Source organism: Mycetocola sp. Y442 (genome assembly GCF_056898615.1).
Genome location: NZ_JBXHBV010000001.1, coordinates 304,349 through 323,188, shown reverse-complemented (window position 1 = coordinate 323,188; position 18,840 = coordinate 304,349). Strand labels below are relative to the sequence as shown.

The window sequence follows — 18,840 nt, the reverse complement described above, 5'->3', positions numbered from 1 at the left end:
TCGGTGCCGCGCCGGAAGATCACCTGGAGGTTTTCACATGGTCACTGACAACTCAGCCCGCGCTGATCGGAGAGTGTCGCCCAGAGCCACGTCAGCGCCGACGACCACTGCGGATGTGGCCGTTCGGGACGTCCGTACGCTTCGGCGTTGCGTAGCGGCGGTCCTTTTGCCCGTCGGCCCTGTGGCGGTGTCGCTGATCCGCTTCACGCTCCCTGGGGCACCCGTCGGTGAGACCGTCGCGGCCAATCAGGGTGTCCAGTCCGCCGTTCTGTGGCTGGACGTGCTTGCCCTGTTCACGTTGCTCCCGGGAGCGTGGGCGGCGCTCCAGCTCGCACGACGGCACAGCCCTATTCTGGCGCTCGTCGCTGGTGCGTTCCTCGTACCCGGCTACCTCGCCCTGAGTGTCCTGACCGGCCTCGACGCCGCGGTACTGGCGGCAACGCAGATCGGTCTGAGCCCGGACGAGGTTACGGCGCTTGGTACGCGACTTCTGGCGATGCCGAGCCAGGACTTCCTTCTCAGCGTATTCATCGTCGGACACATCGTCGGAGTGGTTCTGCTCAGGAGTCCTGAGCTACCGGCGCAGGTTGATGCCACGGGCGGTGGCGATCCTCCTTGTGATCTCACAACCGCTTCATTTCGTCGCGGTTATGACCGACGTTCGCTGGCTCGATCTGATCGCCTGGAACCTGACAGCGCTCGGAATGGCTTTCCTGGCCTGGCGGATCCTCCACACACCGAATGACGAGTGGGAGCTGGGGCCACTCCCGGGACGCAACACCTGACAGATCACATATTGACGGGTTAAAAGCGAAAAGCCGGATCCAATGGACCCGGCTTTTCTACTGTCTCAACACAGTTCTTCACAATGTGCGCGAAGGGGGACTTGAACCCCCACGCCCGTAAGGGCACTAGCACCTCAAGCTAGCGCGTCTGCCATTTCCGCCACCCGCGCATTGTTTTGTTTCTGTTTCTGGCCGGTTACCGAAGCACCCTGCCGAGAGAAAACTTTAGCACGGTTTTCGGGACGCAATGAACACACACCGTCTGTGCCGACACCGATAGCGTTGTGGCATGAATTTCGACGCGCAATCACCAGGCACGGCACAGGCTCCCATCGACGCTGAGCTCGACGAGACCGTGCGGCTCGCCAGGGACCTCATTCGCATGGACACCACCAACTACGGCGGGGGTAAGTCCAAGGGGGAGACGATTGCCGCCGAATACGTCGCGGAGTACCTGCGGGGACTCGGTCTCGAGCCGGAACTGATCGACTCAGATCCCGGACGCACCAGCGTCGTCGCGCGGGTCGCTGGACGCGACAGCTCGAAGGGTGCACTCGTCGTTCACGGCCACCTCGACGTCGTCCCCGCCGACCCGCGCAACTGGAGCGTCGATCCCTTCGGTGGTGTGATCCGTGACGGGATGCTGTGGGGCAGGGGAGCGGTCGACATGAAGAACATGGATGCCATGATCCTCACCGCGGTGGCCGACATCCTGCGGGGTGGCGAACGCCCGGCGCGTGACCTCATCCTGGCGTTCTTCGCCGACGAGGAGAACGGCGGAGTCCTTGGCTCTCATCACCTCGTCTCGACCCGGCCTGACCTGTTCGAAGGTGCGACGGAGGCCATCAGCGAAGTGGGCGGATATTCCATCACGCTCGGCGGCAAGCGCGCGTACCTCGTGCAGACCGGAGAAAAAGCTCTGCTGTGGGTGAAGCTCATCGCGAGGGGTCCGGCGGCTCACGGCTCGCGCGTCGTCCGGGAGAACGCCATCACACGCCTGGCCGAAGCCGTCGCGGCCGTCGGCAGGCAGGAATGGCCGATCAGGCTCACCGATACGACGACGGCACTCCTCGACGAAGTCGCCCGCATCCTCGGCGTCGACCCGCAGGCACTCGGCCCGGACGAACTTGCCCTCGCGACCGGAACGGCATCCGGCTTCATCCAGGCGTCACTCCGCACCACCACAAATCCCACAGTGCTGACGGCCGGATACAAGCACAACGTCGTTCCGGACACCGCAGAGGCGCTCGTCGACATCCGTTCGTTGCCCGGTGAGGAAGACGCTGTTCTCGCCGCGGTGCAGGAACTCGTCGGACCCGACATCGAAATCGAGGTGATGCACCGGGACGTCGGCCTCGAGAACGAGTTTGCCGGCCCGCTGATCGACGCCATGATCGAAACGCTCAGGATCCACGATCCCGGCGCCGAGGTGCTGCCATACCTCCTGCCGGCGGGTACCGACAACAAGGCTCTGTCAATGCTCGGCATCACCGGATACGGCTTCGCTCCGCTCCTCCTGCCACCCGAGCTCGATTTCCCCGCCATGTTCCACGGTGTTGACGAGCGTGTCCCGCTCGACGCATTAGTCTTTGGCAGGCGGGTTTTGACCGACCTGCTTCGCACTTACTGACGAAAAGCAAGGATTCCGTGGACATTCTCAACGCGATAATTCTGGGTCTTGTACAGGGACTCACCGAATTTCTCCCGGTGTCGTCGAGCGCTCACCTGCGCATCGTCGGCGAGTTCCTCGGAACAGGCGGCGACCCAGGGGCGCGCTTCACCGCAATCACCCAGATCGGCACAGAACTCGCTGTCGTCATCCTGTTCTGGAAAGACATCGTGCGCATCATCGGTGCGTGGTGCCGTGCGCTCGTGGGAAAGATTCCGCGCAACGACCCTGACGCCCGCATGGGCTGGCTCATCATCATCGGCTCGGTGCCGATCGTCGTTCTCGGTCTGCTGTTCCAGGATCAGATTGAGACCACACTGCGGTCCCTGTGGTTCACGGCATCCATGCTCATCGGCTTCGGCATCCTTCTCGGAATCGCCGACTGGATCGGCCGGAAGAACCTCAAACTCGAGAACCTCGGGTACCGCGATGGCATCATCTTCGGACTGGCCCAGGCCCTCGCGCTCATCCCCGGGGTGTCACGTTCGGGTGGAACGATCACCGCGGGGCTCTTCCTCGGCTATGAACGGGCAGCAGCCGCCAGATACGCGTTCCTCCTCGCGATTCCCGCCGTACTCGGCAGCGGCTTCTTCCAGATCTATAAGTCGATAGCCGACCCGTGCGTCGAAGGCGCGACCGATTGCATCCCGGAGATTTACGGCCCTGGGGAGACCCTGATCGCGACGGTCATTGCCTTCATCGTCGCCATCTTCGTCATCAAGTTCTTCATGAGCTACATCTCGAAGCGCAGCTTCATGCCCTTCGTGATCTACCGCATCCTGCTCGGTGTCGTCGTCTTCATCCTGCTCGGCACCGGTGTCCTCACGGCCTAGCCGCGCAGCTTAGGCTGGACAGGTGAAGGCATGGAATAGACCGCTCGTCCCGACCCTCCCCGGCAACTCGCTTCCGCCGTGTCTTTTCGACACAGCAACCGGCGGCATGATTGAGGCACACACCGGGGAGATCGCGCGGTTGTACGTCTGCGGGATCACGCCGTACGACGCGACCCACATGGGACACGCTGCGACCTACCTTGCCTACGACACCCTGCAGCGCGTGTGGCTCGACGGCGGCCTCGAGGTCCACTACGCCCAAAACGTCACCGACATCGACGACCCCCTGCTCGAACGCGCGGCAGCCACGGGAGTCGACTGGCGAGACCTCGCCGAAAGCCAGGTCGAATTGTTCCGGGGCGATATGGAGGCCCTCAGCATCCTCCCGCCCGAGAACTACGTCGCGGTCACCGAGGTGCTCGACGAAATAGCCGAGGCAGTCAGACGGCTTGTGGCCGCAGGAGCGGCATACTCTGTGCCGACCCCGGATTCAACCGTCGGTGACGACATCTACTTCGACAGTGCCGCGGCTGCGAAAATCGGCCCGTGGAAGCTCGGCGACGTCAGCAATTACGACGCAGAAACCATGGTGAAGTACTTCGCAGAGCGCGGGGGAGACCCGGACCGCGCCGGTAAGCGCGATCGCCTCGATCCACTCCTCTGGCGCGCGGCACGCGACTCGGAGCCGAGCTGGCCTTCGAGCGTCGGCCGCGGCCGGCCCGGGTGGCATATCGAGTGCTCGGTGATCGCCCTGATGGAGCTCGGCACCGACTTCACGGTGCAGGGCGGCGGCGGCGACCTCGTCTTTCCGCATCACGAACTCAGTGCCGGCCACGCGTCTGCCCTGAGCGGGCACCCGCTAGCACGGGTCTACAGCCACGCCGGCCTCGTCGCCTTCGAGGGCGAGAAGATGTCGAAGTCGCTCGGGAACCTCGTGCTCATCTCCCGCCTGCTTCAGTCGGGCGTCGACGCGCGCTCGATTCGGCTGGCGATCCTCGCACACCACTACCGCTCGGACTGGGAGTGGACCGACCGTTTGCTCGTCGACGCGGCGGCGCGGCTCAGCCTGTGGCAGAGCGCCTTCAGGCCGACGGACGACATCAGCACGAGTGCTGCGACCCCGGACGCTTTCGATTCGCACGCAGTGCTCTCGGCCCTTCGGTCGGCGCTCCAGCTCGACCTCGACACGCCTGCTGCGCTCCGTGTGATCGACGACGCGGCGACGAGCGGTGTGACCGACCCCGAGCTGATTCGCCGCGCCATTCACGCGCTGCTCGGCGTGGAACTCTGACCGTCGAACGGCACGGCTGAAAGCGAGAAGCGGTGAGGCGGGGGACTCAGCCGCGGGCCGGGGGCTCGTTGCGGCCGTCGCCCTTGCCGTCACCTGAGCGGCGCAAGTAGCGCTCGAACTCCTTGGCGATGGCCTCACCGCTGGCCTCGGGGGATTCCACGGTGTCGCGCGCCTGTTCCAACTGAGCGATGTAGGCGGCCATGTCTTCGTCATCGCCCGCGAGCGCGTTGATGCCGTTCTCCCACTCGCCGGATTCCTCAACCAGGTCGCCGCGCGGGATCACGACATCGACGATCTCCTCGAGCTTGTCGATGAGGGCAAGCACCGCCTTCGGCGATGGCGCGTTGTGCACGTAGTGGGGGACTGATGCCCAAATCGAAAGGGTGGAGATTCCGGCCTGCTCGGCCGCCTCGGCGAGCACGCTGAGGATCCCGACGGGGCCCTCATAGCTGCTGCGTTCGAGTTGAAGCTCACCCCGCATCTCGTCATTCTCGCTCGACGCGAAAATGGAGATCGGGCGGGTGTGGGGAACATCGGCGAGCATGGCACCGAGAAAGACGATCGTCGAGATGTCGTGGGTGAGTGCCGCGTCGATGATCTCCGCGGTGAACGCTTTCCAGCTGCGCGACGGCTCGCTGCCAACCAGCAGGAAAATATTGCCGCCGTTGGAACCGCTGACGCTGAGGTCCGCATCGTCAGCGAGCGGTGCAGGGGCGTCAGTGTCCGCGGCCGGGGCGCTCGGGCCATAGAGAGTTGCCGTTGGCCAGGTGATCCGGCGCTTGCCGTCGTCATCGACGGCGATCACCGGCCGGTTGAACTGGTAGTCGTAGTAGAGCTCGGGGTCGATCTCGAAGATCGCCGAGACGTCGAGCTGCTCCTGCAACACACGGACAGCACCCGTGGCTGCTTCACCAGCGTCGTTCCAGCCCTCGAAGGCGACGACGAGCAACCGACCACTCAGCACTAGTTCCCCATTCCACGGGTTTCCCCGACGCAGTATTGGCTGGCTCTCGCCCGCACTGGTTCCAGAATAGGCGCTCTCCGGCAACAGGTAGCATTGAAACTCGTGACTACACAGCTACCCGCCGCTGTCCTCTGGGACATGGACGGCACCATCGTCGACACTGAGCCGTACTGGATCTCCGCCGAAACCGACCTCGTCGAGTCGTTCGGGCACACCTGGACCTACGAAGACGCGATGACCCTCGTCGGTGCAGGCCTGTGGGAATCCGCGAAGGTGTTCCAGGATCACGGGGTTGAGATGACCGCAGACGACATCGTCAACCACCTCACCAGCCGGGTGCAGGAACGGCTCGAGAAAGACGGTGTCCCGTTCCGTCCAGGAGCCCGCGAACTGCTCGAGGAACTCAGATCCCTCGGCGTCAAAACGGCGCTGGTCACCATGTCCATCCGCAGGATGGCCGAACAGGTTGTCTCTCACATCCCATTCGACGCGTTCGACGTACTCGTCACCGGTGACGAGGTCGAAAACCCGAAACCGCACCCGGAGCCCTACCTCACCGCGGCCCGGCTGCTCGGAGTCGACATTGCTGACTGCGTTGCCATCGAGGACTCACGCGCCGGACTGGCATCCGCTGTCGCCGCCGGCAGCATGGCCGTCGCTGTCCCGCACGCTGTTTCGATAGCCCCATCTGACTCTCACACCACCTGGCCGACACTCGCAGGCAGGACAAGCGTCGATCTCGCCGCCCTCGTTGCCGCTCGCGCAACCGAAGGACTTCCCCGATGACCGACACCTCCGCCACCCAGCCAGCCACCACACCGCCCACCGACGAGCGACCGCAGAACTCCGGGCCGTTCCGTGTCGGTGATCGGGTACAGCTCACCGGCCCGAAGGGCAAACGCAACACGATTACCCTGGAACCGGGCAAGGAATTCCACACCCATCGCGGCATCGTCAGCCACGACACCATCATCGGCCTGCCCGACGGTTCGGTCATCACGACCACCGACGGCATCGAGTACCTCGCCCTGCGCCCACTCCTCGTTGACTTCGTCATGTCGATGCCGCGGGGCGCAGCCATCATTTACCCGAAGGATGCCGCGCAGATCGTCGGACTTGCAGACATCTTCCCCGGTGCAACAGTCGTCGAGGCCGGTGTGGGCTCCGGCGCTCTCTCGCTCTGGATCCTCAGGGCCATCGGGCCGACAGGCAGGCTCGAATCGTTCGAGCGACGTGACGAGTTCGCCGATGTTGCGCGCGGCAACGTCGCCACCTTCTTTGGGTATGACCCCGAAAACTGGAGGGTCTCCGTCGGCGACCTCACCGAGACGCTGCCGACCACCATGGAGCCGGACTCGGTCGACCGCGTCGTCCTCGACATGCTCGCACCGTGGGAGTGCATCGACGCGTGCGCAGACGCGATGAAGCCGGGTGGAGTCATCCTCTGCTACGTCGCGACTGTGACCCAGCTTTCGCGAGTCGCAGAGGCCATTCGGGCGACAGGGCGCTTCACCAACCCTGACTCGAGCGAGACCATCGTCCGTGGCTGGCACGTCGAGGGACTCGCCGTGCGACCTGACCACAGGATGATCGGCCACACCGGCTTCCTCATCACCGCGAGAAAGCTCGCAGACGGAACAATCCTTCCCGAGCTCAAGCGCAGGCCGAGCAAGTCCGACTTCAGCGATGACGATGTCGAACAGTGGACGCCGGGCGCTCTCGGTGAGCGGAACGTCAGCGCCAAGATCCTGCGCAAGAGGGTCAGAAGCGTGGCCAATTCCGCCGAGCTCTCCAAGGCCAGGGGCCTTGGACCAGCCGCTGAGGCACCTGTGGGGGACTCAGGAGAATCCGCCGCCAGCGAGGGGTCCGCCGACTCCGTCTCAGCCATCGAACCCGACACTGATGCGACGGACACTGCAAACTCCGAGCCTGGAGAAACGCCGCGTGGCTAAGATGGCCCGGGCGAGAGGTGAGAGTCACGCCACACAGGGGACACCAACCCAATTGGTTCCCGTCGAGAACACCCGAGTACGAAATCGAGGCACCGTGCAGAAGGCACCCGCATTGCTCCTGACCGCAGGCGTCGTCCTGGCCACCCTCACGGGCTGCGCACCCGCAACGGGAAGCGACTGCGACTCACCGGTCTCCTCCGGTGACGCGTCAACGCTCGTCGACGCGACGGGAGCCCTCGGTTCGCTGAAGGAAGTTGATTTCCCCACCCCGCTGAAGACGGACACCACCCAGGTCTCCACACTGATCGAGGGTGACGGAGCACAAATCACCGACGACCAGCTCGTTGAGATGAGCTTCTCCTTCTACAACGGCACAACAGGGGCGCCCATCGAAGAAGGCGCGTACGCCGAGCCCGGGGTTTACCTGCCGTCGCAGCTCCTGCCAGGGATGGCTGACAGCATCGCGTGCTCGACCGTCGGATCGCGCATCGCCGCCGTGATGACCCCCGCCGACGCATTCGGCGACCAAGGCAGCGCCCAACTCGGAGTCGAGTCGAACGACGCCGTCATTATGGTCGCGGACATCACGGACGCATTCCTCGCCAAGGCCGACGGCACACCGACCCCCGTCTTCCAGTCGGGCTTCCCCAGTGTTGTCACGGCAGCGGACGGCACCCCTGGCATCACCGTCCCGAAATCAGAGGCTCCCACCGAGCTCAAGGTTGCGACCCTGAAGACCGGAAGCGGAGACACGGTCTCCGCCGATGACCGCGTCGTCGTTCACTACACCGGCGCGCTCTGGGATGACAACAGTATCTTCGACACGTCATGGGACGACGCGACACCGGCTGTCTTCAGCCTCGACGGCATAGTCCCCGGCCTCGCGACAGCCCTCGAGGGGAAGACGGTCGGTTCGCAGATCATCGCCGTCATCCCGGCTGAGCTCGCGTACGGCGAACAGGGTTCAGCAACGATCCCCGCCGGATCGACGCTCGTTTTCGTCGTCGACATTCTGGGCACCGTCAACTGATCGACCGCCTCGCCGGCGGACCCGCGCCAGTCGGCTCGGGTCCGCCGGATTCCCGCTCCCGGCGCAACTATGATGATGCTGTGCAAGAACCCCGCGCTGCAGCGCCAGTCCCCGTCGAGGAACGACTCTTCAGCCTCGTTCTGGCCCTGCTCGCGACCGAACAGGGCCTGACCAAGTCCGAGATCCTGTCGACCGTCCAGGGATATCGGCAGCGGTACTCCGCGTTCGGCGACAACGCGAGCCTCGACCGCCAGTTCGAACGCGACAAAGACGACATCCGTGAACTCGGCATCCCGCTCGAGACGATCGAAACACCGGGCGATCCCGGCAACAACCAGTCGCTGCGCTACCGGATCCCCAAGGGGGAGTATGACCTGCCCAGCGACATCACGTTCTCGCCCACCGAGATAGCCATGCTGTCGCTCGCCGCGACCGTGTGGCAGCAAGGGTCACTGTCGGCCGAGTCCCAGCGGGCGTTGCTCAAGCTCAACTCCCTCGGCATCGAGTCGGACGAGCCGGTCATCGGATACGCGCCACGGGTGCGGATCCGGGAGAGCTCATTCGATCCGCTGCGCCTCGCGCTCGAGAAACACGCCGTTGTGACGTTCCCCTATCTCAAACCCGGTGAGGCCAGCCCACGGACACGGACCGTTGCGCCGCTCGCGCTGGTCCAGCACCATGGCCGCTGGCACCTGTCCGCCGAGGACATGGAAGTGAACGAGGGCAGAACCTTCCTGCTGAGTCGCATCGTCGGGCCGGTCACGACGACCAGCAAGACGTGGCTTCCCCCGGAAACCGTTGGGCATGCGGAACGGTCGCTCCGTGCTCTCGACGCCCTCTGGGAGGCTCAGGTTGCCGTTGTCACTGTCGAACCGGGAACGGATGCCGCCACGCGGCTCTCCAAACGCGCCGAGCCGGCATCCGACAACGACTCCACCGAACTCCGGTTGCACTACACCGACGTCGACGTGCTTGCGGACGAGCTCGCCAGTTACGGCCCTGAAGTACTCGTGCTGAGCCCGGAACGCCTGCGCACCGCGGTGCTCGCGAGGCACATCACCACCAGAGACCGGCACCTCGACGCCCCAGCGGACGGACTTGACAATGGCTAGTTCGACACCACACGGGCGGGACAAGCTCGCCTTCCTGCTCGCGTTTGTGCCGTACCTCATGGACAAGGGCCAGGTCTCCGTCCAGGAGGCGGCGCGGCACTTCGGTGTGTCCGAGACCCAGATCCGCGACTCGGTCAACCTGATCGCGGTCTCCGGTGTACCGGGTGAGACCAGCTCGTACCAGCACGAGGACCTCTTCGACATCGACTGGGACCTGTTCGACGAGCGCGACGAAATCGCCATCACTCATCTCGTCGCGATCGACGACTCTCCGCGTTTCTCAGCTCGTGAGGCAGCTGCCCTCATTGCCGGGTTGCAGTACCTGTCATCGCTCCCGGAGCAGGCCGACAGGGGAGTCCTGGTCTCGCTCCTGGCGAAGCTGTCCAGGGGCGCGTCCGGCACGCCGAGTGAAGTCGCGGTTGGGTCATCCGAGGTCGATGAGTATCTCAGAATCATTCGGGATGCCGTCAGCGCAGGATCCCGGATCGAGTTCGATTACCTCAACTCGCGCGGCGAACTGGAACGACGAGCGGTCGACCCGCTGCGGATCGAGTCCCTCGACCAGGACTGGTACTTGAGGGGATGGGACCACGGTCGCGACGCCGCCCGTACCTTCCGGCTTGACCGGATGAGTGCGCTCGTGGCGACGAGCGTCCCGATCAGCCGAAGAGCCGATGACGTTCCCCTCGGCGACAGGCTCTTCGAACCGAGCGACACCGACCTGAGCGTCGTCGTCGAGCTGGACGCAAGCGCGCTTCCGCTGATCTCCGACTACCTCACGGCGGAACCCGCCAAGCCCAGAGGCACAGGGCACACGAGGGTCACCCTTCACCTCGCCCACACCCACGGGCTCAAGAGGCTGGTTGCCGGACTGGCCGGAGTTCTTACGGTGGTCGAGCCGGCGTCGGCGCGTGCCCGGGTTGCGGACTGGGCACAGGCCGCGATCGACAGGTATGCCGACGGCGATGCTTCCAGTCGCCTGCCAGAAAACCCGCGATAGCTTTGAACCACGCTAAACTTCTGCCTAACGGCACCAATCAAAGGATGGATCATGTTAGGTAACCTCACCGGCTGGCACCTGCTCATCATTGTGTTCCTCGTGCTCCTTCTCTTTGGCGCACCGAAGCTCCCTGGCCTCGCCAAGAGCCTCGGACAGTCAATGAAGATCTTCAAGAACGAGATCAAGAGCGACAAGCCCGAAACGACCACCCCGGTCGACCCGACAGTTCCCGTTCCGCCGACGACGACGTCCGCAACGGCCACCCCGGTCTACCCGACAGAAACGGCGCCTCCGGCTTACCCGACTGAGACCGCTACATCCAGCGCGCCAGAGACACACACGAAACCGTAAGGTCAGTGACTCAGGGAACCACCGGGCGAAAAAGCGCACAGCGCTCCAGGGGAAAGAACGCCGAAGGCCGGATGTCGCTCGGCGAGCACCTGGTCGAACTGCGGAAACGCCTCTTCATCATCGCCGCCGGTGTTGTGATCGCAATGATCGGCGGGTTCGTCCTGTCCGAATGGGCGATCAGGATGATGGCCGCCCCGATCACTGAGATTGCCGTTGAACGCGGCCAGGCGCTCCTCAACTTCGACGCCGTCACTGGTGCGTTCGACCTCAGGATGAAGGTCGCTCTCACCCTGGGCATCGTCATTTCGAGCCCGATCTGGCTATACCAGATCTGGGCGTTCCTGGTCCCGGGTCTCACCCGGAAAGAGATCGGCTACGCGCTCGGGTTCCTGCTGAGCGCAGTGCCGTTGTTCCTTGCAGGGTGCGCGGCCGGCTGGCTCATCATGCCCCACATTGTTGAGCTGATGGTCGGCTTCACTCCGGCGGAAGCCTCCAACTTCTTCAACGCCGGGATCTACTTCGACTTCGTGTTGAAGCTGCTGCTCGCCATCGGTATCGCTTTCGTCGTGCCCGTCTTCCTCGTCCTGCTCAACTTTGTCGGTGTCCTCAGCGCGGCGACCATCATCAAGTCCTGGCGGATTGCGGTGCTCGTGATCGCCGTGTTCTGTGCGATCTCCACACCAGCGGCCGACGTGATCTCGATGTTCCTGCTCGCCATACCCATGATCATCCTGTACTTCGCCGCGTATGGAGTCGCATACGTGCACGACCGCCGCGCCGCGAAGCGGCAGGCCGCCCTCGACGCAGAATTGGCCCTGTGACCACCGCAGACCTCAGCCCAGCGGAGCGCTACGCGGCCTCCCGACGGAAAACCCCTCTTCTCGATGCCTTCCGCGAGAAGCAGCACTTCGACCTTGACCCATTCCAGATCGAGGCCTGCGCGAGTATCGAGGCGGGCAACAGCGTTCTCGTTGCAGCGCCAACCGGAGCCGGCAAAACGATCATCGCCGAGTTCGCCATCTACGCTGCCATGCAGAGCCCGCGGCGGAAAGTGTTCTACACGGCGCCGATGAAGGCGCTGAGCAACCAGAAGTTCGGCGAACTGGTCGCCGAGTACGGTGCCGATTCGGTCGGCCTCCTCACCGGAGACACCAATATCAACGCGCACGCGCGGGTCGTCGTCATGACGACCGAGGTGCTCAGGAACATGCTTTACGCGAATTCCGACCTCCTCACTGACCTTGCTTACGTCGTCATGGACGAGGTGCACTACCTCGCCGACAGGTTCCGCGGGGCAGTGTGGGAAGAGGTCATCATCCACCTTCCCGAAGAGGTCCGGATGGTTTCCCTGAGCGCAACGGTGTCCAACGCCGAGGAATTCGGCGACTGGCTCCAGGCTGTCCGCGGCCACACCGAGGTCATCGTGTCAGAGGAACGACCGGTCCCACTGGACCAGCACGTCCTCATGCGCGGCAAACTCATCGACCTGTTTGCGGCGCCGTCGCTCGCTGACACGTCCCAGGTCAACCCCGAACTCGTCCGAATGGCGCAGTTCGGCGGACGCAACCCCAACACCAGGCAGCACAACGACGTCTCCAGGTACAACGCCAAGGGCGGCCGCCGTCCTCCCCAGCGCATCGACCGGGGCGACGTCATCCGCCTTCTTGACGAGCACCACCTGTTGCCCGCCATCTTCTTCATCTTCAGCCGGGTCGGGTGCGACCAGGCCGTCGCCCAGGTACTGCGCTCGGGCATCCGGCTCACGGAAGTCCACGAGCGAGACGAGATCCGGGCAATCGTCGAGGAGCGCTGCTCCCAACTGCCCGATGAAGACCTCGCGGTTCTCGGTTACTGGGAGTGGCTCGAAGGACTCGAGCGTGGCGTCGCTGCCCACCACGCCGGCATGCTGCCCGCCTTCAAGGAGGTCGTCGAGGAGCTCTTCAGGAAGAAGCTCGTCAAGGCGGTCTTTGCCACGGAGACGCTCGCGCTCGGGATCAATATGCCCGCACGGACGGTTGTGCTCGAGAAGCTCGAGAAGTTCAACGGCGAAGCGCGAGTGCCGATCACTCCGGGGGAGTACACCCAGCTCACCGGTCGGGCCGGTCGCCGCGGCATCGACGTCGAGGGACACGCCGTCGTCACCTGGCAGGACGGTCTTCACCCGCAGTCCGTTGCATCCCTCGCATCCCGCCGGAGCTATCCGCTCAACTCCAGCTTCAAACCGACCTACAACATGGCGGTGAACCTGATCGACCAGTTCGGCCGGGAGCGCACCAGGGAGATCCTCGAGTCGTCGTTCGCACAGTTCCAGGCCGACCGGGCGGTCGTCGGAATCGCACGGAAGGTGCGTGAGCAGGAGGCATCACTCGCCAAGTACGCCGAGTCGATGACCTGTCACCTCGGTGATTTCCGCGAGTATGCCTCGATGAGGCGTGAACTCACTGATCTTGAGCGCGGGTCGGCACAGGCGGAGCACGGGTCGCGCGCGACGCGTGAAAAGCGCCAGCGCAGGGTCAACGGGTTGCGAAAGCGGCTCTCCGCTCACCCGTGCCACAACTGTCCCGACCGGGAGCAGCACGCCAGGTGGGCAGAACGGTATTTCAAGCTGAAGAAGCAGACCGACCAGCTCACCCGGCAGATCGCGACGCGCACCGGCGCCGTTGCGAAGATCTTCGACCGGGTCACCGATGTGCTGGTCGAGTACGAATACCTCGTTCCAGGAGATGGCGGTCAGCTCGAACTGAGTGCAGCCGGTCGGACCCTCAAACGGATCTACGGCGAACGGGACCTGCTGGTCGCCGAGGCCCTGCACCGCAATCTCTGGAACGACCTCGACCCGGCGAGCCTCGCCGCAATGGCGAGTTGCATCGTGTTCGAACCGCGCCGCGATGAGGGGCAGGTGCCCGAACGATTCCTCCCGCGTGGTGCGTTCCGCGTCGCGCTCGACAAGACCCAGGACCTCTGGGCCCGCCTCGACGACACCGAACAGGACCACAGACTGCCAGGAAGCGAACCGCTGGCCACCGGTCTCGCCATCGCCATGCATAAGTGGGCCCGCGGTTCGACGCTCAATTCGGTGCTTCTCGACGCCGATATGGCAGCGGGTGACTTCGTCCGCTGGACCAAGCAGACGATCGACCTGCTTGACCAGTTGTCGATGGTTGCCGACGGGGGCGTGGGCCGCAATGCCCGTAAGGCACTGGATGCCATCCGCCGCGGCATCGTCGCATACAGCTCAGTGTGAGGTTTCGGGGGCGGCGACAACCTAGGCTGGGAGAGTGACCCGCCCGACCCGACCGCTCCTGCCCCTCACCGCCGCCATCCTGTTGGCCGCGGCATCCGGCCCGGTCCTCGACGCCGGTTTTCCCGACAAGGGAATCTGGCCGCTCGCGTTTGTCGGGGCTGCAATCTTTCTCGTCTGCCTGATCGGCCGGAGCGTCGGCGGAGCGCTTCTCGTTGGATTCATCGGCAGCGTCTCGTTCTACCTCGTGCACGTGTCGTGGGTCTCCCTGTACCTCGGACCGGTGCCCTGGATCGCGCTCTCCGTTCTCGAGTCCATCTTCTTCGCCGTCGGCGCGGTCCTCATCACACTCGCGTTCCGCTGGATCCCTCGGGTCTGGAACAACAGGTTCGGCAGGCTCGTCCTTCTCCCTGTCGTCGTGGCCGGCCTGTGGACCGCCCGCGAGGCGCTCGTCAGCACCTGGCCGTACGGCGGTTTCGCATGGGGCAGGATGGCGTTGAGCCAATCCGAGAGCCCCTTCGCACCGCTCGTCGCCTGGGTCGGGCTGAGCGGTCTGAGCTTTCTCATGGTCTGGCTGATCGTTCTCACGATCCAGGTCATCCGCGAGCCTGATGCCCTCACCACGTTCACACGAATAGCCGTCCCCGCTGCCGCCATCGCCGCAGTACTCGCCGTACCGGCTGTACCGTTCGTGCAGAGCGGGGAGGCGACGATTGCCGCCGTCCAGGGCAACGCGAAAGCGGGATACTTCGATGACCGCGAGCCGGGAGATATCCTCGCTGCGCAGGCATCCGCGACACTCGATGTCGTCGGCACCGAGGTGGACATGGTTGTCTGGCCGGAGAACGGGTCAGACCTCAACCCCCTCACTGACCCGCAGGCCGCCGGCGTCCTGGACTACCTGGCGTCACAGGTCGGAGCGCCGATCCTGACCGGAACGGTCACCGAGCGTGGCGACGAATACTTCAACACCTCCCTGCTGTGGGTCGCCGGCACCGGCGCTCTTGACTACTACGACAAGCGTCACCCGGTACCCTTCGGCGAGTACGTGCCTGACCGTGAGTTCTGGGAGCCGTTTGCGCCGGACCTGATCGGCCTCGTTGCCCGGGAGTACACACCGGGCACCCGAGATAACATCTTCAACGTGAACGGTGTGATCGCCGGTATCTCGATTTGCTTCGACATCGTCGATGACGCCCTGACCCGTGAAGCAGTGGACCGGGGAGCCCAGGTCATCATCGCGCAAACCAATAATGCGGACTTCGGGCGGACCGATGAGAACCAGCAGCAACTGGCGATCGCGCGGCTCCGTGCCATCGAGTCATCACGAAGCGTCGTCAATATCTCCACGGTAGGGACGAGCCAGATGATCGGCCCCGACGGGAAAACCCTGACCGAGATCCCTGCCTATGAGCCCGGCGCCATGGTCGAGACGGTTCCGACGTCGAACGCGAAGACCCCCGCCATGCTCTACGGTGCACAAATCGAGGCTGCCATCTCGCTGTTCGGTCTCGGTGCACTCATCGTCGCCGGGCTCTGCCGGCCACGACGGCGTGGGTCGTCAGTCACCCCGACCGGAATACCGAGGCGCACCGCCGACCGACAGCCGGTGTGAGGCACCGGCCAGCGTGATCCGGCGCCGAATTGCCCTGAGCCGCGCGGGGGCAGCAAAAAGGGCGCCCGCACAGCGAGCGCCCCATTCATCCGGTGTGGAGCTTAGGCTCCGACCTTCTTGTTCAGTCCGCGACGTTCCCTGAGGAAGGCGAGCCGGTCTTCGAGAAGCTCCTCGAGCTCCTCACGTGACCGGCGTTCGAGCAGCATGTCCCAGTGGGTTCGTGCCTGCTTCTGATCTGATTTATCGATAGTGATCGGCTCTGAACCAACCATGAGTACGGCCTCGTGCCCGCAGTGACGGCACTCCCAGGTCTCCGGGGGTTCCGCGTCGGCAGCGAACATCAGTGCGCTCTCGTGGTTACATTCAGGGCACAGATACACGGATCGAGTCCGTTCCGAAAATACGACGCCCTCTTCGCTCTGTAAGCTCTGGGCGCCGAGGCGCATTCCGCGCAAACTGCGATCTGCCATTGTGTGGTCCCCTCTCGTTTGCTCCTCCAGTTATAGACCCCCAAACTGGGCAGAAGCTTCCCGCTGAGCGGATATTCGCAGCTAACCTCCAGATTGCCTAGAGGCGCTTTGCCACTCCCTGACCACGGTGAGCGCGATGTCGGCGCGGTCGGTGATGATTCCGTCGACACCGAGGTCCAGTAAGCGTCGCATGTCTGCCGGTGCGTTGACCGTCCAGACGTGTACCTCGACACCGGCGCGGTGCAGCGTGCGGAGCGTCCGTGGGGTGACGAGTTGAACGTTTTTGTAGCGCTCAGGGATCTGCACGATGGCCACACCGGTCAGTGATCGCCTGACGAACGCGGGAATGCCCATCTTGGCACCGACAAGTGCCCGCGCGAACAGCCGGGATGACGCCGAACTGGTGACACCATCCAGAATTTCGAGAGCCCGCAGCCGCCTGGACTCGTCAAATGACGTCACGAGTACTCGATCCATCGCCCCGGCAGCGCGGATCGCCCGCGCCGCTGGCCGGGCGGCTCGTTCGTCTTTCACGTCGATGTTGAAGCGGATGTGCGGAAAGGCCGCAAGCGCCTCTGCCAGGGTGGGTGCCCGGTGGCCGTCACCCAGATCGAGCAGGCAGAGCTGGTCAAAGGTCACGTCTCGCACCACGTGCGAGACGACGCCAACCCGAATCTCCGGGTCGTGGACCAGGACGGCGATGCCGTCTGCTGTGGCGTGAACGTCGGTCTCAATGTAATCGGTGCCAGCGTCGACCGCGGCCTGGAACGCGGCGAGCGTGTTCTCCGGTACGCCGATGGCGAGGCCACGGTGCGCGAACACCCGTGGTCCCTGAGGGGTCAGATACCGCGAGCCCGTGGCAATTCCGGCAGTTGGCACAGCGCTATTCTGCCCCAGGCGGTGCCGCCGGGGGAGCGGAGGGTGACGCGGGTGGGAACACCGGGGGAACGCTCGTCGGGAAGACGCTCGACGGCACGTCAGGGGTTGGAGGCGGCGGACTCTGCGGCTGGTCATCCGCAGCGCCGGGGACGAACGCTTTTCCGAGCCCCTTGACCGCTTCGGTCAGTTCGGACGGGATGATCCACAACTTGTTCGCCGTGCCCTCCGCGAGCTTCGGGAGGGTCTGGAGGTACTGGTACGCGAGCAACTTCGGGTCGGCGTCGCCGCGGTGGATGGCATCGAAGACGGTCGTAATGGCCTCGGCCTCACCCTGCGCGCGCAGCACAGCGGCGCGCGCGTCACCTTCAGCGCTGAGGATCGCAGCCTGGCGCGCTCCCTCCGCCGTGAGGATCGCCGACTGTTTGGTTCCCTCGGCGGTGAGGATGAGTGCCCGCCGGTCACGCTCGGCACGCATCTGCTTCTCCATCGAGTCCTGGATGGACACGGGCGGATCGATGGCCTTGAGCTCGACCCGGCCGACGCGGATTCCCCACTTGCCCGTCGCCTCGTCCAGAACGACGCGCAACTGCCCGTTGATGTTGTCGCGGCTGGTCAGCGCCTCTTCGAGGTTGAGCCCACCGACGACGTTTCGGAGGGTGGTGGTGGTGAGCTGCTCGACCGCGCCGAGGTAGTTGGCGATCTCATAGGTCGCTGCGCGGGCATCCGTTACCTGAAAGTAGACGACGGTGTCGATGGAGACGACGAGGTTGTCTTCGGTGATGACCGGCTGCGGCGGGAACGACACCACTTGCTCACGCATGTCGATGAGCGGGCGGACCCTGTCGATGAACGGCACGAGGAGGTTCAGCCCCGGTTGCAGTGTCTTGTGGTAGCGGCCGAGACGTTCGACCACGCCGGCCGATGCCTGCGGAATGATCCGGATCGCACGGAACAGCACGACGAGGATGAAGATGAGAATGACAACGCCGACAACCCAGGCGATAACCGTGCCGACGACGTCTGACGCGTTGTTCATGATGCGTTCCTCCCTGTGGGGACCACCACGGCGGTTGCGCCGCGAATGGCCTGGACCTGTACCTGCGTTCCCGGTTCCAGCGTGAGTGCCTCCGACTCGGAAGGCACGTTCGCCGTCCAGAGCTCGCCGTTGGCCAGCTTGACCTGGCCACTGTGCCCGTTGACGGGCTGAACCACGCGCCCCGTCGTACCCACGAGTGCGTCAACGTTGCTCTTCGCGGGATCCGCCCCCTTCCGGAGAGCACGGAGCAGGGAAGGACGAACGAGCAGGAGCAGAAGGACGGATGCCGCAGCGGCGATGAGGAACTGGGCCCACCACGGCACGCCGAGAAAACCTGACGCGAGACCGATGGCCGACCCGATGCCGAGCATCAGGAAGGTGAATTCGAGGCTGAGCATCTCGATGGTCACAAAGAGAAGCATGAGGACCAGCCAGACAATCCAGATGTTCTCGACGATCCAGTCCATGCGTACCTCCCGGTGGCGAAGCGGCTCGTGGTGGGCGCCCCTCCGCGTCTCACACCGAATCTATCAGTCGGCCACCGCGGCGCACCGAAACTTCTTGATAGTGTCGGGTGCCGGGATCAGCTGCCGTCCGGCCGTATCGCGCTGT

General features: G+C 64.4%; 18 protein-coding genes and 1 tRNA gene. 13 read left to right on the top strand and 6 right to left on the bottom strand.

The window, feature by feature from the left end; all coding sequences use genetic code 11:
• Positions 1-181: 181 nt before the first annotated feature.
• A complete protein-coding gene (locus tag AC1X6S_RS01540) occupies positions 182-745 on the top strand; it encodes a hypothetical protein (RefSeq protein WP_483404074.1) in 564 nt (187 codons plus the stop codon).
• Positions 746-871: 126 nt separating this feature from the next.
• Here AC1X6S_RS01540 and AC1X6S_RS01535 read toward each other — a convergent pair.
• Positions 872-955: transfer RNA gene (locus AC1X6S_RS01535), tRNA-Leu, on the bottom strand.
• A gap of 119 nt (positions 956-1,074) precedes the next feature.
• Here AC1X6S_RS01535 and AC1X6S_RS01530 point away from each other — a divergent pair.
• Genes AC1X6S_RS01530 through mshC form a run of 3 tightly spaced genes read left to right on the top strand, consistent with a single transcriptional unit; the run spans position 1,075 to position 4,578 of the window.
• Positions 1,075-2,415 (top strand): M20/M25/M40 family metallo-hydrolase, encoded by a 1,341-nt coding sequence (locus AC1X6S_RS01530; RefSeq protein ID WP_483404073.1) that lies wholly within the window; start codon positions 1,075-1,077, stop codon positions 2,413-2,415.
• 17 nt (positions 2,416-2,432) lie between these two features.
• Positions 2,433-3,287, top strand: coding sequence for an undecaprenyl-diphosphate phosphatase (locus tag AC1X6S_RS01525; RefSeq protein WP_483404072.1), 855 nt, complete (start codon positions 2,433-2,435; stop codon positions 3,285-3,287).
• Positions 3,288-3,309: 22 nt separating this feature from the next.
• Entirely contained in the window at positions 3,310-4,578 is a 1,269-nt protein-coding gene (gene mshC, locus AC1X6S_RS01520) for a cysteine--1-D-myo-inosityl 2-amino-2-deoxy-alpha-D-glucopyranoside ligase (protein ID WP_483404071.1), read from the top strand.
• Between the two features lie 46 nt (positions 4,579-4,624).
• Here the strand turns inward: mshC and AC1X6S_RS01515 are convergent, their stop codons facing one another.
• Positions 4,625-5,542 carry a proteasome assembly chaperone family protein gene (locus AC1X6S_RS01515; protein ID WP_234031325.1) on the bottom strand — a complete coding sequence of 306 codons (918 nt, stop codon included), beginning with the start codon at positions 5,540-5,542 and terminating at the stop codon, positions 4,625-4,627.
• Positions 5,543-5,644: 102 nt separating this feature from the next.
• Between AC1X6S_RS01515 and AC1X6S_RS01510 the strand changes: the two genes are divergently transcribed.
• The 9 genes from AC1X6S_RS01510 (at position 5,645) to lnt (ending at position 15,843) form a co-directional block, all read left to right on the top strand.
• Positions 5,645-6,328: an HAD family hydrolase gene (locus tag AC1X6S_RS01510; protein WP_483404070.1), complete on the top strand. Its 684-nt coding sequence runs from the start codon at positions 5,645-5,647 to the stop codon at positions 6,326-6,328.
• Positions 6,325-7,494 carry a tRNA (adenine-N1)-methyltransferase gene (locus tag AC1X6S_RS01505; RefSeq protein ID WP_483404069.1) on the top strand — a complete coding sequence of 390 codons (1,170 nt, stop codon included), beginning with the start codon at positions 6,325-6,327 and terminating at the stop codon, positions 7,492-7,494. Before AC1X6S_RS01510 ends, AC1X6S_RS01505 begins: the two co-directional genes overlap by 4 nt.
• A 94-nt stretch (positions 7,495-7,588) precedes the next feature.
• Positions 7,589-8,524 carry an FKBP-type peptidyl-prolyl cis-trans isomerase gene (locus AC1X6S_RS01500; RefSeq protein WP_483404068.1) on the top strand — a complete coding sequence of 312 codons (936 nt, stop codon included), beginning with the start codon at positions 7,589-7,591 and terminating at the stop codon, positions 8,522-8,524.
• An 80-nt stretch (positions 8,525-8,604) separates the two neighbouring features.
• Complete coding sequence (locus AC1X6S_RS01495; protein ID WP_483404067.1) at positions 8,605-9,636, top strand: helix-turn-helix transcriptional regulator; 1,032 nt, start codon at positions 8,605-8,607, stop codon at positions 9,634-9,636.
• The gene (locus AC1X6S_RS01490; protein WP_483404066.1) at positions 9,629-10,636 is read left to right on the top strand and encodes a helix-turn-helix transcriptional regulator; all 1,008 of its coding nucleotides are present in this window, start codon (positions 9,629-9,631) and stop codon (positions 10,634-10,636) included. The genes AC1X6S_RS01495 and AC1X6S_RS01490 overlap by 8 nt, the downstream gene beginning before the upstream one ends.
• A gap of 51 nt (positions 10,637-10,687) precedes the next feature.
• Positions 10,688-10,987 carry a twin-arginine translocase TatA/TatE family subunit gene (tatA, locus tag AC1X6S_RS01485; RefSeq protein ID WP_483404065.1) on the top strand — a complete coding sequence of 100 codons (300 nt, stop codon included), beginning with the start codon at positions 10,688-10,690 and terminating at the stop codon, positions 10,985-10,987.
• A 71-nt stretch (positions 10,988-11,058) separates the two neighbouring features.
• Positions 11,059-11,808 carry a twin-arginine translocase subunit TatC gene (tatC, locus tag AC1X6S_RS01480; RefSeq protein WP_108961850.1) on the top strand — a complete coding sequence of 250 codons (750 nt, stop codon included), beginning with the start codon at positions 11,059-11,061 and terminating at the stop codon, positions 11,806-11,808.
• Entirely contained in the window at positions 11,805-14,231 is a 2,427-nt protein-coding gene (locus tag AC1X6S_RS01475) for a DEAD/DEAH box helicase (RefSeq protein WP_483404064.1), read from the top strand. The genes tatC and AC1X6S_RS01475 overlap by 4 nt, the downstream gene beginning before the upstream one ends.
• A gap of 34 nt (positions 14,232-14,265) precedes the next feature.
• The gene (lnt, locus tag AC1X6S_RS01470; protein ID WP_483404063.1) at positions 14,266-15,843 is read left to right on the top strand and encodes an apolipoprotein N-acyltransferase; all 1,578 of its coding nucleotides are present in this window, start codon (positions 14,266-14,268) and stop codon (positions 15,841-15,843) included.
• A gap of 101 nt (positions 15,844-15,944) precedes the next feature.
• On the opposite strand, the gene AC1X6S_RS01465 is transcribed toward lnt, so the two are convergent.
• The 4 genes from AC1X6S_RS01465 to AC1X6S_RS01450 form a co-directional block, all read right to left on the bottom strand.
• A complete protein-coding gene (locus tag AC1X6S_RS01465; RefSeq protein ID WP_108390926.1) occupies positions 15,945-16,313 on the bottom strand; it encodes an RNA polymerase-binding protein RbpA in 369 nt (122 codons plus the stop codon).
• Between the two features lie 81 nt (positions 16,314-16,394).
• Complete coding sequence (locus tag AC1X6S_RS01460; protein ID WP_483404062.1) at positions 16,395-17,192, bottom strand: glycerophosphodiester phosphodiesterase family protein; 798 nt, start codon at positions 17,190-17,192, stop codon at positions 16,395-16,397.
• Between the two features lie 4 nt (positions 17,193-17,196).
• Positions 17,197-18,228, bottom strand: a complete 1,032-nt coding sequence (locus AC1X6S_RS01455; RefSeq protein ID WP_483404061.1) for an SPFH domain-containing protein — start codon at positions 18,226-18,228, stop codon at positions 17,197-17,199.
• Positions 18,225-18,695 carry an NfeD family protein gene (locus AC1X6S_RS01450; protein WP_483404060.1) on the bottom strand — a complete coding sequence of 157 codons (471 nt, stop codon included), beginning with the start codon at positions 18,693-18,695 and terminating at the stop codon, positions 18,225-18,227. Before AC1X6S_RS01450 ends, AC1X6S_RS01455 begins: the two co-directional genes overlap by 4 nt.
• Between the last annotated feature and the right edge of the window lie 145 nt (positions 18,696-18,840).

Coding starts and splice junctions, on each gene's coding strand:
- AC1X6S_RS01530 (WP_483404073.1), top strand. CDS start 1,075: ATGAATTTCGACGCGCAATCACCAGGCACGGCACAGGCTCCCATCGAC.
- AC1X6S_RS01505 (WP_483404069.1), top strand. CDS start 6,325: ATGACCGACACCTCCGCCACCCAGCCAGCCACCACACCGCCCACCGAC.
- AC1X6S_RS01490 (WP_483404066.1), top strand. CDS start 9,629: ATGGCTAGTTCGACACCACACGGGCGGGACAAGCTCGCCTTCCTGCTC.
- tatA (WP_483404065.1), top strand. CDS start 10,688: ATGTTAGGTAACCTCACCGGCTGGCACCTGCTCATCATTGTGTTCCTC.
- tatC (WP_108961850.1), top strand. CDS start 11,059: ATGTCGCTCGGCGAGCACCTGGTCGAACTGCGGAAACGCCTCTTCATC.
- AC1X6S_RS01465 (WP_108390926.1), bottom strand. CDS start 16,313: ATGGCAGATCGCAGTTTGCGCGGAATGCGCCTCGGCGCCCAGAGCTTA.
- AC1X6S_RS01455 (WP_483404061.1), bottom strand. CDS start 18,228: ATGAACAACGCGTCAGACGTCGTCGGCACGGTTATCGCCTGGGTTGTC.
- AC1X6S_RS01450 (WP_483404060.1), bottom strand. CDS start 18,695: ATGGACTGGATCGTCGAGAACATCTGGATTGTCTGGCTGGTCCTCATG.